15 protein-coding genes are annotated in these 15,796 nt (G+C 46.7%); 5 read left to right on the top strand and 10 right to left on the bottom strand.

The annotated features are described in order from the left end of the window. Positions 1-8 precede the first annotated feature (8 nt). On the bottom strand, positions 9-1,169 hold the full coding sequence (locus ASG33_RS13225) for a PLP-dependent aspartate aminotransferase family protein (protein WP_056285627.1): 1,161 nt from the start codon (positions 1,167-1,169) through the stop codon (positions 9-11). Between the two features lie 23 nt (positions 1,170-1,192). After that, complete coding sequence (locus tag ASG33_RS13220) at positions 1,193-2,251, bottom strand: App1 family protein (protein ID WP_056285624.1); 1,059 nt, start codon at positions 2,249-2,251, stop codon at positions 1,193-1,195. Positions 2,252-2,297: 46 nt separating this feature from the next. Here ASG33_RS13220 and ASG33_RS13215 point away from each other — a divergent pair, with 46 nt between their 5' ends. The 3 genes from ASG33_RS13215 (at position 2,298) to ASG33_RS13205 (ending at position 5,883) form a co-directional block, all read left to right on the top strand. Continuing rightward, positions 2,298-3,173, top strand: coding sequence for a diacylglycerol kinase family protein (locus ASG33_RS13215; RefSeq protein ID WP_056285621.1), 876 nt, complete (start codon positions 2,298-2,300; stop codon positions 3,171-3,173). Positions 3,174-3,386: 213 nt separating this feature from the next. Then, the gene (locus ASG33_RS13210; RefSeq protein ID WP_056285618.1) at positions 3,387-4,538 is read left to right on the top strand and encodes a S9 family peptidase; all 1,152 of its coding nucleotides are present in this window, start codon (positions 3,387-3,389) and stop codon (positions 4,536-4,538) included. A 10-nt stretch (positions 4,539-4,548) separates the two neighbouring features. Then, complete coding sequence (locus ASG33_RS13205; RefSeq protein ID WP_056285615.1) at positions 4,549-5,883, top strand: GntP family permease; 1,335 nt, start codon at positions 4,549-4,551, stop codon at positions 5,881-5,883. A 115-nt stretch (positions 5,884-5,998) separates the two neighbouring features. Here the strand turns inward: ASG33_RS13205 and sucC are convergent, their stop codons facing one another. Continuing rightward, positions 5,999-7,222 (bottom strand): ADP-forming succinate--CoA ligase subunit beta, encoded by a 1,224-nt coding sequence (gene sucC, locus ASG33_RS13200; protein WP_056285604.1) that lies wholly within the window; start codon positions 7,220-7,222, stop codon positions 5,999-6,001. Between the two features lie 90 nt (positions 7,223-7,312). Here sucC and ASG33_RS13195 point away from each other — a divergent pair, with 90 nt between their 5' ends. Beyond that, a complete protein-coding gene (locus ASG33_RS13195; RefSeq protein WP_056286536.1) occupies positions 7,313-7,975 on the top strand; it encodes an ABC transporter ATP-binding protein in 663 nt (220 codons plus the stop codon). Between the two features lie 190 nt (positions 7,976-8,165). On the opposite strand, the gene groL is transcribed toward ASG33_RS13195, so the two are convergent. Both groL and groES read right to left on the bottom strand, forming a co-directional pair. After that, entirely contained in the window at positions 8,166-9,797 is a 1,632-nt protein-coding gene (groL, locus tag ASG33_RS13190) for a chaperonin GroEL (protein ID WP_056285602.1), read from the bottom strand. A gap of 60 nt (positions 9,798-9,857) precedes the next feature. Further along, positions 9,858-10,154, bottom strand: coding sequence for a co-chaperone GroES (gene groES, locus ASG33_RS13185; protein ID WP_031526862.1), 297 nt, complete (start codon positions 10,152-10,154; stop codon positions 9,858-9,860). A gap of 234 nt (positions 10,155-10,388) precedes the next feature. Here groES and ASG33_RS13180 point away from each other — a divergent pair, with 234 nt between their 5' ends. Further along, entirely contained in the window at positions 10,389-11,096 is a 708-nt protein-coding gene (locus tag ASG33_RS13180; RefSeq protein WP_056285597.1) for a hypothetical protein, read from the top strand. 71 nt (positions 11,097-11,167) lie between these two features. Here the strand turns inward: ASG33_RS13180 and secG are convergent, their stop codons facing one another. From secG to miaB, 5 genes are all read right to left on the bottom strand, one after another. Then, entirely contained in the window at positions 11,168-11,569 is a 402-nt protein-coding gene (gene secG / locus ASG33_RS13175; protein WP_056285595.1) for a preprotein translocase subunit SecG, read from the bottom strand. 101 nt (positions 11,570-11,670) lie between these two features. Beyond that, a complete protein-coding gene (locus tag ASG33_RS13170) occupies positions 11,671-12,315 on the bottom strand; it encodes a hypothetical protein (RefSeq protein ID WP_056285592.1) in 645 nt (214 codons plus the stop codon). 55 nt (positions 12,316-12,370) lie between these two features. After that, positions 12,371-12,925 (bottom strand): LptE family protein, encoded by a 555-nt coding sequence (lptE, locus tag ASG33_RS13165; RefSeq protein ID WP_229238637.1) that lies wholly within the window; start codon positions 12,923-12,925, stop codon positions 12,371-12,373. Next, positions 12,909-14,204: a sigma-54-dependent Fis family transcriptional regulator gene (locus ASG33_RS13160; protein WP_056285589.1), complete on the bottom strand. Its 1,296-nt coding sequence runs from the start codon at positions 14,202-14,204 to the stop codon at positions 12,909-12,911. Before ASG33_RS13160 ends, lptE begins: the two co-directional genes overlap by 17 nt. 78 nt (positions 14,205-14,282) lie before the next feature. Continuing rightward, positions 14,283-15,716 (bottom strand): tRNA (N6-isopentenyl adenosine(37)-C2)-methylthiotransferase MiaB, encoded by a 1,434-nt coding sequence (miaB, locus tag ASG33_RS13155; protein WP_056285585.1) that lies wholly within the window; start codon positions 15,714-15,716, stop codon positions 14,283-14,285. Between the last annotated feature and the right edge of the window lie 80 nt (positions 15,717-15,796).

The following is a 15,796-nucleotide window of genomic DNA, read 5'->3' as shown; positions in this document are numbered from 1 at the left end:
TTGTCAGTTTAAAGTACAGCGAGCGCCTGGTCCAGATCGCTGATCAGGTAATCCGCGTCTTCCAAACCGATGTACAAGCGCGCCATTCTGTGCTTTTCAATATCTGCGTCAAATGCATCGGGCCCTATTCCCGCAGCCTGCGGCAGGATCAGCGATTCGTGCCCGCCCCAGGAAACAGCTACCAGAAAGTGTTTCAATGAATAGGTAAACCTCTCAATGGACGCATGCGAGTCTGCTTTCAAAACGATGGTCAGCAAACCGCAGGCACCCGACATTTGCTGTTTTGCCAGTTCAACTTGTGGGAAATCAACATCAAAAGGGAAGATAACCCTTTCAATTTTCGGGTGTGTTTTCAGGAATGCGATTACTTTTTCCGTGCTCGCCGTGATATGTTTAAGCCGCATCGGCAAGGTACGTAATCCCCGCAGGATCAGCCACGCATTGAATGGCGATATGCCCGAGCCTGCATTCAGCAGTTGCTCATTGAATATCTTGTGAAGCATAGCCCGTCCGCCTGTCAGAACGCCAGCTACGGTATCACTATGCCCGCCGAGGTACTTGGTCGCTGACTGCAGGGAAAGGTCAATGCCTAATTCGATCGGTCGCTGGTGAATGGGGGAGGAGTAGCTGTTATCAACGATCGTGATAATGCCGCGCTCTTTTGCAAGCCTGGCCACAGCCCGCAGATCCTGGATTTCGAAGGTATTTGAGTTGGGGGATTCCAGGTAGATAATGCGCGTTTCTGGTCGTATCGCCTGCTCGAAGTTCTCTATCCGGGTACCGTCAATGTAGGTGGTAGTGACCTGGAAGCGTGGCAGCATGTTGTCGAACATCCGCCAGGCCCAGCTGTAAGGTTTATCAACCGAGATAATGTGGTCGCCACTTTTTACATTCGCGAGTACAGCAGCAAAAATAGCCGAAGAGCCGCTGTTGAATACCAGCGCATCCTCCGCTCCGTCGAGCGCGGCCAGTTTCTTTCGCAGGATTTCAATGGTTGGGTTTTTTCCCCGTGAATACAAAAAGGCAGAATCCTCATCGTCAAATGCCTTTTTCAGATCTTCAAAAGTATCAAAAGCAAAGTTGCTGGACTGAATAATCGGTGGCGCAACAGCATTGAAATAGAGGCTCCTGTCTTCGCCCAGTTCATTCAGTATGTGTGATATTTCCATTTATAAAAGTTAATCTTAACCTGTTAAGATGTTTTTGGGGACTGATTTTCGATGATTTCTTTGGGAATGATTTCGGTAAGCGGCTCGGCTGGCGTCTGGAAAACAATGCCCTGATCGAGCGAATGAATGATCGCCTTATTGCTATGTGCGAAGTAGCAGGCGTCAATGCCCTGGTCCTGGATACTTTTGATCAAAACCGTTGTGTCGGGCCTGCTCCGTTTTCTGGTTTGCCTGATGTAAACAGCACGGATATTGGTAGGGAAAGTCCGGCAGATCTCTTCGTAAATCTCAGGGTCTTTCTGCGAATCGTCGCCCAGTAAAATAAACTGCAGCTCGGGGTAGAAGTTGATGATGTTATGGATTTTCCTCAGCTTATGTACATGCGAGCCCGCACCCGTCATTACAAAATCATCAAGCCCGGATTTTATCTTTTTCAGTTTTAAAATCGCCTTCGGCAGTCCGTTCAGCTCGGCAAACCTGACGATCATATCGTACAGATTCCATTCGCTGCTGGAAACATAGAAGAAGATGTTACTCTCTTTCTGGGGATGGGTGCGACTGGCAAATGAGAGGAGCTGGTAATGTTTTACCACATCATCAAAAGGCTTCCTCGCCTGTACATTCCGCGCCAGCAACACGAAAAGCTTGCGGAAAGAGCGACGGCTGTGCGAGATCAGGAATGTGTCGTCTATGTCCGAAATCAGCCCGTAAGAAGTTTTATAAGGCAGGAAAAACTCCTCTGTGCTCGTCGCCTGGTACTTTTTTCCATTTACCTCCTCGTCAACGCTCACTTCAAACGTATGCCAGCCGCTCGGCATGCTCTCTGTAAAAGGTACCTGAAACCGGAAATATCCGTCTGCCTCGGCGGTTGTTTCAGCAGTCAGGTTACCTACTTTGAGTACTACTTTCAGGAACGGAATGGTTTTAATGGAGAACAGTTCAATGATCGTTCTTGCGTAACGGAAACCGCTGCGCGTGTATTTACGATCTCCGGAAGGATATTTTCTAACAACATGTCCAAAAACAACCAGTTCCGTTTTATTCGCATAGCCGCGATACAGTTTTAAGTCACAACGTTTCATAACTATCTTTAACCCACTTAGACTTTACGACCCTAATTTAGCCATTATGTTTTCAGAACGAAAAGTTTTGCTGGTTGTTAATCCGATCTCCGGCGACGTCAACAAGGATGTCATTTTTGAAAAGGCCATTGAAAAAACAGAGGCAGAGGGGTATGAGTTGCGCATGTATTCAACTACAGGAGAGCATGATCTCGAACAAATCCGGGATATGGTCCATGAGATCAAACCGGAGCGTGTACTGGTTGCCGGCGGCGACGGAACTATCTCGCTGGTAGCGCAGGCAGTTTATGGTGTTGATATCATTATGGGCATTATTCCTGCTGGTTCAGCAAATGGGCTTTCGGTTGATTTTGGGTTATCTGGTGCTATCGACCAGGCCATGGAGGTTGCTTTCGGAAGCAATATCATGCACATGGATGCAGTGTCGATCAATGGAGATATCAGCCTGCATTTAAGTGATTTGGGTTTAAATGCATTATTGGTCAAAAACTATGAGAACAGTGAAACCCGCGGCAAGCTGGGTTATGCGCGTGAAATGCTGAAAACGCTCAGCGAACATGAAAACTTCCTGGCCAAAATTACCACTCCCGACGAAGTAATCGAAACAGACGCATTGATTGTCATCATCGCGAATGCACAGAAGTACGGCACAGGCGTTACGATCAATCCCATGGGCGATATGTCCGACGGACTTTTCGAGCTCGTCATCGCCAAGAAGCTGGACTTCATCGAGACCGCGAAGATACTGGCAGGCAATACCGATTTCAACCCTGAAATCATGAAGGTAATATCCGTAAAACACGCCATTATAGAATGCCTCGACAAAGAAGCCCATTTCCAGATCGACGGAGAATATAAAGGCACAGTAAACCGCGCAGAGGCAAAAATTATCGAGAAGTATATAAAGGTGGCAATATTGTGAGGGGGCTGTCGGCTGTAGCAATCGGCTTTCGGCTTTTTGTTTTATCGGCAAAGAAGTTAGTCTTGATTGAAGGGGCTAGTTGGTAGCTTGCTACCAGGAAGCACTCGGCAAAAGCTGACCGCCGACAGCCGGAAGCTGATAGCTAACGAAGCAGTAGTTCTTCCCGGGCGATGCTTTTTCACAAAACACCTTAACGCTTATTATTTTTTACAAATGAAGGCAATTGTTCTTGTTTTGTCTGGTCTGTTCTTGTTTCAGTTACATTGTTTCGGGCAAGCTGTTGAGCTTTGTCAGGGCGCTTATTTTACTGAGGAGCAGGGGAGAGAGTTTCTTGAAAAACACAAAGTAACTTCCAAGCTGGCGTGGGAAACCCGGGCTGCCCAGATCAGAAAGCAGATTCGCGAGGGTATGGATTTGCAAACTCTGCCTCCCAAACCAACTTCAAAACCGATCGTTCACAGCCGCAAGGAAATGGACGGATATTCCATTGAAAGTGTCGCATTCGAGAGTATGCCGGGCATTTATGTAACTGGAAATCTTTACCGGCCATTGAAAAAGCAAAAATCTTATGCGGGTATCCTGGCGCCGCACGGGCACGGTGAAAATCCGCACGGACGTTTCAGGGAGCAAACCCAGAAACGTTGTGCGACACTCGCACGAATGGGGGCGATTGTTTTCGTATGGGATATGATTGGGCAGGGCGACGCCAGGCAATGCGAGCATAAAATGCCCAAAGCATTAAAGCTTCAGACGATTAACAGCATCCGGTCGCTCGATTATCTCCTGTCAATCCCCGGTGTCGATCCCGATAGAATAGCAGTTACCGGTGAGTCAGGCGGTGGCACGCAGACTTTCCTGCTGGCTGCATTGGACGATCGTGTAAAGGTGTCCGTTCCGGTGGTGATGGTTTCAGCGTACTTCTTCGGAGGCTGTGTTTGCGAAAGTGGTTTGCCCATTCATAAAAAAGGTGACTACCAGACCAACAATGTGGAAATAGCCGCGCTGGCTGCGCCCCGGCCGATGATCCTGATCTCCGACGGCGGCGACTGGACCAAGAATACGCCAGAGGTAGAATATCCTTTTATTAAAAACATTTACAGTTTGTACGGGAAAACAAATCAGCTGGAAGCAGTTCACCTGGCTGACGAAAAGCATGATTTCGGGCCTTCCAAAAGGAAGGCGATGTATGCTTTCATGGCAAAGCATCTCCGGCTGGATTTGAAATCAGTTACTGATGCCCAGGGCAATATCGACGAGACGCCAGCCAAAGTGCTGAGCCAAAAGGAGCTGGAAGTATTTAACGAGGCCAATCCCCGGCCTGCAAATGCGGTAATGGGCGATGATGCGGTTATGAAACTTCTGTAACACAGCATTCATGATCATTTTCATTGTATTTGCCGCCATTGTCTTTATTGTTCTCAGTTCAACCGTGTTCAAGCTGCACCCGCTTGTTGGGTTGCTGCTGGCGGCGATAGGAGTAGGGGTTTTTGTAGGGCTTCCTATTGATAAACTGGCTGAAACCATCGGAAAGGGATTTGGAGAATTAATGTCCAAGATCGGTTTGATGGTTATTCTCGGTTGCGTAATCGGCGCCATCCTGGATAAATCAGGCGCAGCAATCAAGGTAGCTGACGTGATATTAAAGTTGTTTGGTGAAAAACATCCTGCATTTGCAATGTCAGTTATCGGCGGGATTGTCGGTATTCCTGTTTTCTGTGATTCAGGGTTTATCATTTTGCATAAGCTCAATCAGATCGTTGCGAAAAGAACAGGCAGGCCGCTGGGTACAATCGCATTGTCACTGTCTGGTGGTTTGTTTGCAACGCATACACTCGTTCCGCCTACGCCCGGGCCACTTTCCGCCGCGGGTAACCTGGGTATAGCCGATTCGGTCGGTCTGGTGATCTTAATCGGCTTGATAGTGTCCGTGCCCAGTTTGTTTCTTTCCACCTGGTTTGCCCAGAAATTCGCGCGCAACATAGAGATTACGACCGAAGCGGCTGTCGAGGAGCCGGTGCTAGTCCCGGAAAGACAGCTTCCGCCAGCCTGGAAAGCTTTTATGCCCATTGTGCTTCCTATTCTGCTGATCACACTTGCTTCTTTCGCCAGTATCTTCCACTTTCCCAAGCAGTGGACGGAGTGGCTGGGATTCTTTGGAAGTCCGCTTGTTTCGTTCCTGCTGGCTATCTTTTTCAGTTATTCTTTATTCCCCGAAAATGCCGCTGAACGGATGATGTCCTGTTTTAAAAGTGGCATTGAGCATTGCGGTACCACGCTTGTGCTGGTCGGCGCAGGCGGCGCTTTCGGCGCCATTCTGAAAGAGACGCATTTAAAGGAAATGGTAAGTGAGTGGTTATTGTCGAACGAAATGTCTGGCGGCTACTTGTTGCTGATTGCATTTCTGATCGCTGCATTCTTCAAAACGGCGCAGGGTTCAACCACCTCTTCCATGGTGTTGACAACTAGCATACTCGCGCCATTACTTGCTTCACTGGGCTTCATTACTTCCGTTCAAATCACGCTTGTAGTAATGGCAGTAGGCAGTGGTGCAATGGTGGTGTCACATACCAACGATGCATGGTTCTGGGTCGTGTCACAGTTTACCGGCATTTCAGCAAGAGATACCTATCGCACGCATACGATTCTGACTGGCTTGCAGGGGGTGGTGAGCTTTGTGGTGGTAATGTTGTTGTGGGCTTTGCTCGCATAAAAAAGCTTGTCACCCTGAGCGGAGTCGAAGGGGCGCTACTACTAGGCAGTAGCGCCCCTTCGACTCCGCTCAGGGTGACAAATGTACTTTATCCACCTAAGGTTGATACTATTTCTTAAACGCCCAATTCAGCTAGTACCTCAGACACCTTGGCAGCAGCTTCTTTGAACTCAATCGCCGAAGATACTTTCAAACCTGATTCGTTGATAATTCTTGCGCCTTCTTCTGCATTGGTTCCTTGCAGACGAACGATAATAGGTACAGGAATTTCGCCGATCGCTTTGTATGCTTCCACAACACCGGCGGCTACGCGGTCGCAACGAACGATACCACCGAAAATGTTGATCAGGATTGCTTTTACATTCGGATCTTTCAGGATAATGCGAAAACCTGCTTCAACGGTACGTGCATTCGCGCCACCTCCAACATCCAGGAAGTTAGCAGGCTCGCCGCCCGAAAGTTTGATAAGGTCCATTGTTGCCATCGCAAGTCCGGCGCCATTTACCATACAACCTACGTTTCCGTCCAGTTTTACGTAGTTCAGGTTATTTGCACCCGCTTCTACTTCCAATGGATCTTCTTCGTTAGTATCACGCATTTCAGCCAGTTCCGGGTGACGGTACAATGCGTTGTCATCCAGGTCAACTTTTGCGTCAACAGCAAGTATTTTATTGTCAGATGTTTTCAAAACCGGGTTGATTTCAAACATCGATGAGTCACTTTCTACGTAAGCTTTGTAAAGTGAGGTAATGAATTTCACCATTTCTTTGAAAGCATCGCCTTCAAGTCCAAGAGCAAAAGCCACTTTACGAGCCTGGAAAGGTTGCAATCCAACTTTTGGATCGATCCATTCCTTCATGATTTTTTCAGGAGTATGCTCAGCAACTTCTTCGATGTCCATACCGCCTTCAGTGCTGGCCATGATCACATTGCAGTTTCTGCCGCGATCCAGGAGAATAGACAAATAGTATTCCTTTGGCTCGCTCACACCCGGGTAGTAAACGTCTTCTGCGATAAGTACTTTATTTACGCGTTTTCCGTCCGGTCCGGTTTGGTGTGTCACCAATACTTTACCCAGAATATTGTTAGAAATTGTTCTTACATCTTCCACTGATTTTGCAAGAGCAACACCACGCTGCTCAGTACCAACGATGCGGCCTTTACCACGGCCACCGGCATGAATCTGGGATTTAACTACATACCATTTGGTGCCTGTTTGCTGGCTCAACTCGCGTGCAACTTCCACCGCTTTATCGGGAGTGTCGGCTACGAGTCCTTCCTGAATACGCACACCGTATTTTTTAAGAACGCTTTTGCCTTGATATTCGTGAATATTCATGAGTATAAAAGTAAATTGGTATTTTCGAGGCAAATTAAGGAATTAATCAAAACGGGCGAAGGAATAAGCTCAATTATCTTCAATCAGATCATGAATTTACTTCAGGCGAACGGGATCCGTCGCACTTATGGTTCTTTACAGGTTTTGAAGGGAATTGATCTGGAAGTTAAAAAAGGAGAAGTGGTGGCAATTGTCGGTCCGTCGGGTGCAGGGAAAAGTACTTTCCTGCATATTCTGGGGACTTTGGACCGGCCCGAAGAGGGAGAAGTGATTATCGACGGGGTGAATGTTTTTAGTCAGAAAGACAAAGACCTGGCGCGGTTCCGGAATGAAAAAATCGGCTTTATATTCCAGTTTCACAATCTGCTAGCCGAGTTTACAGCGCTTGAAAATGTGTGTATGCCCGGGTATATCAATGGAAATGCGGGTGAAAAGCAGATCATCGGGAGAGGGAAGGAGCTGCTTGCTATGCTGGGCTTGTCCAACCGGATGGACCATTTGCCTTCGCAGCTTTCGGGTGGCGAGCAGCAGCGTGTGGCAGTGGCCAGGGCACTTTTGAACAATCCTGCAATCGTACTCGCCGACGAGCCAAGCGGTAATTTAGATTCCCATAATGCATTGGAGCTGCACCAGCTTTTCTTCAAGCTAAGGAATGAATTCGGACAGGCATTTATCATTGTCACCCACAACGAGGATCTTGCTGAAATGGCCGACAGGCGCCTTGTAATGCAGGACGGACAGATGCTTTCGTGATCAATAAAATAAATAGCTCAAAATATGTGACCAAACTTCCGGATGTACGTCTAAATAAGGAAGTTTTTCATAACGTTGAGTATCGCAGATAGCCGCCGAAAGTTTTCACGCGGATATTTCAAAATTCATTAACAACAAAAAACCGTCAGGATGTCCCGACGGTTTTTCTTTTTATCAGATGAGATTGGAATTACATCATTCCACCCATTCCACCACCGTGGCTATGGCCACCAGCAGCAGGAGCTTCTTCTGGCTCGTCAGCAATTACGCATTCTGTTGTCAACAACAAGCCTGCGATAGATGCTGCGTTTTCAAGAGCCAAACGCGAAACTTTCTTAGGGTCAATGATACCAGCTTCCAGAAGGTCTGTGTAAACATTGTCTTTCGCGTTGTAACCGTAAGCGCCAGTTCCTTCTTTCACTTTTTGTACAACAACCGATGGTTCCTGACCTGAGTTGGAAACGATTGTTCTCAAAGGAGCTTCCAAAGCTACGCGGATGATGTTGATACCGGTTTTTTCGTCTTCGTTAGAGCCTTCAACGCCTTCCAAAGCAGCAGTTGCGCGGATGTAAGCTACACCACCACCTGCAACGATACCTTCTTCAACAGCAGCACGTGTTGCGTGCAATGCATCGTCAACGCGGTCTTTTTTCTCTTTCATTTCAACCTCAGTTGCAGCTCCGATGTAAAGGATAGCCACACCACCTGAAAGTTTTGCAAGACGCTCCTGCAATTTTTCACGGTCGTAGTCAGAAGTTGTATTTTCGATCTGCGCTTTGATCTGGTTTACGCGGCCCTGAATGTCTTCAGAGTTGCCTGAACCGTTAACCAAAGTAGTATTGTCTTTGTCGATGATCGCTTTTTCGCAAGTACCCAGGTATTCCAGAGTTGCATTTTCCAATTTGAAACCGCGCTCTTCTGAAATTACAGTACCGCCAGTGATGATCGCGATATCTTCCAGCATTGCTTTACGACGGTCACCGAAACCAGGAGCTTTAACAGCAGCTACTTTCAATGCACCACGGATTTTGTTTACTACCAATGTAGCAAGTGCTTCTCCGTCAACATCTTCTGCCAAAATAAGCAAAGGGCGGCCGGTTTGAGCTACTGCTTCCAGAACAGGAAGCAATTCTTTCATTGAAGAAACTTTCTTCTCAGAGATCAGGATGTATGGACGCTCCAATTCAGCTTCCATTTTCTCTGTGTTTGTTACGAAGTATGGAGACAGGTAACCACGGTCAAACTGCATACCTTCCACAGTTTTAACTTCTGTTTCAGTACCACGCGCTTCTTCAACAGTGATAACACCTTCTTTTCCTACTTTCTCCATCGCCTCAGCAATCATATTACCGATTTCCTCGTCATGGTTTGCTGAAATAGTAGCAACCTGAGCGATTTCCTTGGAAGTAGATATATTTTTTTTCTGTCCTTCAAGATCTTTAACGATGATCGAAACAGCTTTGTCGATACCACGTTTCAGGTCCATTGGGTTAGCACCAGCTGCTACGTTTTTCACACCGATCGAGTAGATCGCCTGTGCCAATACAGTTGCAGTTGTAGTACCGTCACCCGCAGAGTCAGCAGTTTTAGAAGCAACTTCTTTCACCAGCTGAGCTCCCATGTTTTCGATAGGATCTTTCAGGTCAATTTCTTTGGCAACAGTAACACCATCTTTGGTGATGCTTGGAGAACCGAATTTTTTATCGATCACCACGTTACGACCGCGAGGTCCCAATGTAACTTTAACGGCGTCAGCCAATGTGTCCACACCGCGCTTTACTTTGTCGCGTGCTTCTGTGTCAAAAAATATTTTCTTAGACATAACAGTTAATAATTTGAAAAAACTTTAAGAGAAACTTAATGAATAATAATGTCGGACAGATTAACCGATAATGGCGTAAATGTCCGATTCGCGCATAATCAGGATATCTTTTCCTTCATATGCCAATTCAGTACCTGAGTATTTGCCATACAATACAGTATCGCCTACTTTCACTGTAAGTGGTTCATCCTTTTTACCCGGACCAACGGCAACTACGGTTCCACGCTGTGGCTTTTCTTTTGCAGTATCAGGGATAATGATACCAAATGCAGTTTTTTCTTCTGCTGGCGCTGGCTCTACAAGAACACGATCAGCCAAAGGTTGTACGTTCACTTGTATTTCTGCTAAAGTTGACATAAATATTAAACGTTTGTTTTTTGAGATTTGTCAGTAATAGATTTGACTGACTATCGGTAAGCACAATCTATGCCAGGCATTTCAGCTCTGACATTTTTTCCGGCGAATGTGACAAATTTGTACTCATCGGCGGGTACATATAACTATAAGACTATTCGGGTGTCAGTAAAAGTGAATGATTGCTTTGTGTTATGAAAATGCCTAAATTTTATCGGCACCAAATAAGAACGCGCTATGATAAACCTCCAAAAAAACTGGTTGACCGAAGGTGTTTTTGATTTTGAATACAAGAAGTACGTGCTGCTCGCTTATTTACAGCACATTAACCGCGAGTTTGATGTTAACAGGCTGCACCCGCATTTGCCGGACCTGAAATTCCATTTCGATGCCTGTCTCAGTATTCGCGCCAACAAAAGCTCCATTAAAACCGCCATTCCCAAGAACCTGACCGGCATTGACCTGAAAACGTGGCAGCTTAAATACGAAGAGACGCACCAGGACGATCCGTATATGGAAGACCTGAATTACATTCTTGACTTTGCTATACCGAGGTTATCCAAAAGCATTGAGCAGGGTACCGAGCGGTTTACGGAAGTGTCCGAGAATGTCAGAATTTCACCTGTGGGCATTGTGCCGTTGCGTTTGCAGGAAGGGTATCTGCTGTTTTTACATACTTTTCAGCCGCTGGTCAGTGTGTTTCAGTACCAGGTTGCATTGTATGATGAATTGAAAGAGCGGGTGCTTAAAACGCGTTTTCTCGAAACGGTCAGGATCGGGATCGGTTATACAGTTCCGCAGATTAAAGTGGATCTGACTAAAAAGAATAAGTCACTGCCAAATCCCGCTACTTACATCATTGAGTCAAAATACGATTATCCTTTACACGAGACACTCTTGCCGGTGGCGAAGAAGCTGGTTATGAAAGAGATCAACATTACCTGATCTGTATTCTGTGTAAACAAAAAAGGGGTCGTGATGCATCATCACGACCCCTTTGACATAATTCCTGTTTCTTATTTTGTTGTATCAGCCGGTGCAGCAGGAGTTGCAGGTGAAGTTTCCGCCGGAGCAGGAGCAGTGCCTTCCGGTGCGGTGCCTGCCGGTGCCGGAGCGATTTTGCCGCCTGGTACTACTGCATTCTGTGCTCTTTCCACGTTCACACTGTTAATACCACCTGTATCTTGGTTACCTCCGATTACAATGTATGATCCAAGTGAGATCAGAATAATTGCACTTGCAAGTCCCCAGGTAATTTGTTCCAGCAAATCTGTTGTTTTCTTTACACCAAACATTTGCGTAGTACCGGCACCGCTAAACTCGCTCGATAGTCCGCCACCTTTTGAGTTTTGAACCAAAACTACCAGAATCAATAACACTGCGACAATCGCCACGAGAATAATCAAACCTAAATACATGCCTTATATAATATAAAATGATTGAATGACTAAATGATTGAATGACCGAATATTAAGAGCCGAAAGCTGAGAGCTGACAGCCAAAGTTCTGCATTCTACTGTTAGCGATATAATTCGCTCAACTTTTTCGCAAAGTAATTTCTTTTTTCCGGTTTTTTCAAGATCAATTTTTGGTATACATCAATTGCTTTCTCGATTTTGCCCTGACGGATCAGAATTTTTGCAAATGCTTCGGTCTCAATGGTTCCTTCCCAAGACTCGGCGACTCTTCCCCTTAGATCAATCTCGACGGGTTCGAGGTTATTATCCTGCCTGTTGATCCGTGGGTTTTTCTTCATAAAACCCTGAATAATCTGTTGCTGGCGCTTTTGCTCTTCTGACTTTAAGACAGACGCTGCCGTGGCTTGCTGCTCCACATCTGAGATCAGAATGTCTTCGCCGTTTTGCGGCTCAATAATCTCGGGGATTTCTGCCGGCTCCTGAATTGTAACAACAGCTTCATAGCGGTCTGTATCATTTTCTATCAGTTGCTGCAATGCAATGCGGCTCAGGGCATACACTGCGGCACGCGGCCGGGTTTCGTCCAGCTTTTCAGAACCGACAGTCGCTTTTGCAAGAAGTGAATGCGCGATCTGGAAGTAAGGAAATGCCTTGATTGTCGCTTCCAGCGTAGGAATCAGGTCACTGCCAGTTTGTGCAGGTTCTTTAACAAGCCGGTTGAATGTGTCTTTCTCAATAATGGCCATAACCGGCTACTCTGTTAGATTTGGAGGGTTGAAATTAAGTAAAATCGACCTGCTCTTACCAGTCGGCGGCTGATTTATTGAAAATCTGCTGTACCAGGTTTTCGCGGATTGTCGGCAAAAGCCGTGCTTCATTCTGGTTTAAAGTCTGATCCTGAGGGAAATCCGCATAGTAAGTGAAAGATTGGTCGAAGTTCTTCGTTTCGTCTTTTGCATTCGTATACCGAACCTGGATAGTCACGTTGAGCCTGTTCAATCCTGCCTGGTCATTCGCGGTCGGAGCGGCCGGAAGTACGTCGTATCCTGTAACAGAACCTTCTAAAACGAGGTCGCCGCCGCCGGGCTGGCTGGTAAGGCTGGTATTCCGCTGAAAGTATTCTTTCAAATCCTCTGTTAACCTTTGCGGCAGGTCCGACGGGCCGCCGGCAGTTCCCATTGTGAAGTTAAGTATGCTAAATGTCTTAATGTCAGGAGAGAGGTTGGTGCCTGTAAACGAATACACGCCGCAGCCCGACAGGAAAAATGAGCTGTGCAGTACCAATAAAACGGCGAGCACCTTCCTGAAATTCACTTTGCCCACGCTCCCGCGCCGGGCTTTATTCTTCAATATCATACTGCTTGATTTTTCTGTATAACGTCCTTTCGGAAATGCCTAATGCATTGGCTGCATACTTTCGTTTGTTGTTGTTCTTTCGCAATGCTTTGATGATCATTTCCTTCTCCTTGTCTTCCAGCGACAATGATTCCTCTTCGGCCGAAACGTGCACCACATCTTCGATCTCGCTGCGTTCGTCAGAATAGCGGTCCAGATCCACGGTACGGGGCGGGGGAGGCGAAAGGAGGCGCGCTGGTTCAATGGTCGGAGTGTTAATGGTTGGCTCAATGTTGTTTATCGAGCTGAATAACTCCTGGTGGTCTTTCAATATATCACCCCCATACTTTTCATTTTCCAGTACATTCCTGACAAGCTTTTTCAGCTCTGTCATATCCCGGCGCATATCGAAAAGTACTTTATACAGCAGCTCCCGTTCTGAAAATGAGCTCGCTGAGTCTTCACCGTTGCGCAATGTAACGAGCGCCTTGCGGCTGGAAGGCTGAACGGGATTCAGGTAATGATTCAATCTTTCCGTGCTGATCGGCAGGTCCTTGTCTGTTTCGAGGATTGTAATCTGCTCGGCGATATTTTTGAGTTGGCGGATATTTCCTGGAAATGCATATTGCAACAGCAGGTCCTTCGCTTCCGCATCCAATCTGACGGGTTTGGTCCGGTATCTTTCAGAGAAATCGTTTGTAAACTTTCGGAAAAGCAGCAGAATATCTTCTCCCCGATCGCGCAGTGGCGGAACGTAAATAGGAACGGTATTCAGACGATAGTAAAGATCTTCTCTGAACTTTCCGTTATTTACTGCATCGAGCAGGTTTACATTCGTGGCCGCTACTACGCGCACATTGGTTTTTAAAACTTTGGAAGAACCTACGCGTATATATTCGCCGTTTTCAAGCACGCGAAGCAATCTTGCTTGTGTTCCCAACGGCATTTCGCCCACTTCATCCAGGAAAATGGTACCGGTGTTGGTTGTTTCAAAATACCCTTTACGTGCATCCAATGCGCCTGTAAATGCGCCTTTTTCGTGCCCGAATAGTTCAGAGTCAATTGTTCCTTCCGGGATAGCTCCGCAGTTGATCGCTATAAACGGACCGTGTTTGCGGGAGCTGAGACTGTGTATGATCTTAGAGAAGGATTCTTTCCCGCTTCCGCTTTCCCCCGTGATCAGCACGGTAAGATCGGTTGCTGCCACCTGGATCGCCACATTGATTGCGTGGTTTAGTCCCGGTGATGTACCGATGATCCCGAAGCGGTTTTTAATGGATTGTATTTCAGTAGGATTCATTCAAATAGCTGTTCGCAATAGCCACTGGCTCCTGGCTATTAAGTTAAAAAGCCGGAAGCTTGTCCGGCTTTGTAATAATTATAAAACGGCTTCAACTTCGGCCACGATTTTTCCTCTCAAAGTGGCAGCCGTGCATTCCGTGATCAGTACGTGCACATAATCACCTTTTTTGAAATTCTCCCGGGGGAAAATCACCTTTTTGCCCTGATCGATCCTGCCCGAGAAATCCTCTTCCGAACGTTTTGATGTTCCTTCAATGAGTACTTTCTGAACCGTACCGATCAGTCTTTTGTTTCTTTCCAGTGAAATGCGCTGCTGTACGTCAATCATTTCCGCCAGCCTTCTTTGTTTCACATCGGCAGGAATATCATCTGCAAATTTCTTCGCCGCCAATGTACCAGGACGTTCGGAGTATGAGAACATATATCCGAAATCAAACTGAACGTATTCCAGCAGCGATATCGAATCCTGGTGCTCTTCCTCAGTTTCCGTGCAAAAGCCGGTGATCATATCGTGCGAAATCCCGCATTCATCGCCGAGTATCCGGCGAATGCTGTCGATTCTGCTGAGATACCATTCACGATCGTAAGTACGGTTCATCAGATCAAGAATCCGGCTATTACCGCTTTGGGCGGGTAAATGGATGTATTTACAGATGTTATCGTACTTTTTAATGGTATATAAAACTTCATCCGTAATGTCTTTCGGGTGCGAAGTACTGAACCTGACCCTCAAATCCGGATGTACCTGCGCAACCATTTCAAGCAGCTGGGCAAAGTTGACGCTGTTCTCCCATTTGTAGCTGTCTACATTCTGGCCAAGCAAAGTCACCTCACGGTACCCGTCGCGGAACAGATCCGCTGCTTCTTTTACAATGGAATGAGGATCACGACTGCGCTCGCGGCCACGCGTAAATGGTACCACACAAAAGCTGCACATATTATCGCATCCCCGCATAATGGACACCATCGCCGTTACGCCATTTGAGTTCAGACGAATGGGAGCGATATCGGCGTAAGTTTCCTCTCTTGATAAAAACACATTTACCCCTTTCTGTCCGCTGCCGGCTTCCATAACCAGCCGGGGCAAGTCTCGGTAAGCGTCTGGGCCGGACACGATGTCGACCATTTTTTCCTCTTCCAGCAACTGCGCTTTCAGCCTCTCTGCCATACACCCCAGTACGCCGATCAGTGTTCCTGGTTTTCTTTTCTTGATAAAATTCAGGTGCATTAACCTGTTCCGCACTTTCTGCTCGGCATTGTCGCGGATAGCGCAGGTATTCAGGAATATCAAATCTGCATCTTCCACATCGGAGGTAGTAGCAAATCCCGCCTCCCGCATGACCGATGCCACGATTTCGCTGTCAGAAAAATTCATCTGGCAGCCATAACTTTCTATAAAAAGCCTCTTTTTATTGGACGCAGGCTCGTTTTCTGAAATACGGACAGTCTCACAAGCTTCTTTATCCGCGTCCGTCAAAATTTTCAGTGAATTGGCAACTCTTTGCTCCATTGGTAGGATTCTTAAAACACTTTTTAAATCTGCATGAAGCAGTAAACAGGATCTTTAACCTCACCAAACAGCAGGTGAAA

It is taken from the genome of Dyadobacter sp. Leaf189 (assembly GCF_001424405.1).
Taxonomy (GTDB): Bacteria; Bacteroidota; Bacteroidia; order Cytophagales; family Spirosomataceae; genus Dyadobacter.
The sequence above is the reverse complement of the archived record's forward strand: the minus strand, read 5'-3'. Positions and strand labels throughout refer to the sequence as shown.

Excerpts from the sequence above, each read along its gene's own strand:
- groES (WP_031526862.1), bottom strand. The coding sequence starts at position 10,154 with ATGTCAACTTTAGCAGAAATACAAGTGAACGTACAACCTTTGGCTGAT.
- ASG33_RS13225 (WP_056285627.1), bottom strand. The coding sequence starts at position 1,169 with ATGGAAATATCACACATACTGAATGAACTGGGCGAAGACAGGAGCCTC.
- sucC (WP_056285604.1), bottom strand. The coding sequence starts at position 7,222 with ATGAATATTCACGAATATCAAGGCAAAAGCGTTCTTAAAAAATACGGT.
- groL (WP_056285602.1), bottom strand. The coding sequence starts at position 9,797 with ATGTCTAAGAAAATATTTTTTGACACAGAAGCACGCGACAAAGTAAAG.
- ASG33_RS13170 (WP_056285592.1), bottom strand. The coding sequence starts at position 12,315 with ATGGCCATTATTGAGAAAGACACATTCAACCGGCTTGTTAAAGAACCT.
- ASG33_RS13160 (WP_056285589.1), bottom strand. The coding sequence starts at position 14,204 with ATGAATCCTACTGAAATACAATCCATTAAAAACCGCTTCGGGATCATC.
- lptE (WP_229238637.1), bottom strand. The coding sequence starts at position 12,925 with ATGATATTGAAGAATAAAGCCCGGCGCGGGAGCGTGGGCAAAGTGAAT.
- ASG33_RS13210 (WP_056285618.1), top strand. The coding sequence starts at position 3,387 with ATGAAGGCAATTGTTCTTGTTTTGTCTGGTCTGTTCTTGTTTCAGTTA.
- ASG33_RS13220 (WP_056285624.1), bottom strand. The coding sequence starts at position 2,251 with ATGAAACGTTGTGACTTAAAACTGTATCGCGGCTATGCGAATAAAACG.
- ASG33_RS13195 (WP_056286536.1), top strand. The coding sequence starts at position 7,313 with ATGAATTTACTTCAGGCGAACGGGATCCGTCGCACTTATGGTTCTTTA.
- secG (WP_056285595.1), bottom strand. The coding sequence starts at position 11,569 with ATGTATTTAGGTTTGATTATTCTCGTGGCGATTGTCGCAGTGTTATTG.
- ASG33_RS13215 (WP_056285621.1), top strand. The coding sequence starts at position 2,298 with ATGTTTTCAGAACGAAAAGTTTTGCTGGTTGTTAATCCGATCTCCGGC.
- ASG33_RS13180 (WP_056285597.1), top strand. The coding sequence starts at position 10,389 with ATGATAAACCTCCAAAAAAACTGGTTGACCGAAGGTGTTTTTGATTTT.
- ASG33_RS13205 (WP_056285615.1), top strand. The coding sequence starts at position 4,549 with ATGATCATTTTCATTGTATTTGCCGCCATTGTCTTTATTGTTCTCAGT.
- miaB (WP_056285585.1), bottom strand. The coding sequence starts at position 15,716 with ATGGAGCAAAGAGTTGCCAATTCACTGAAAATTTTGACGGACGCGGAT.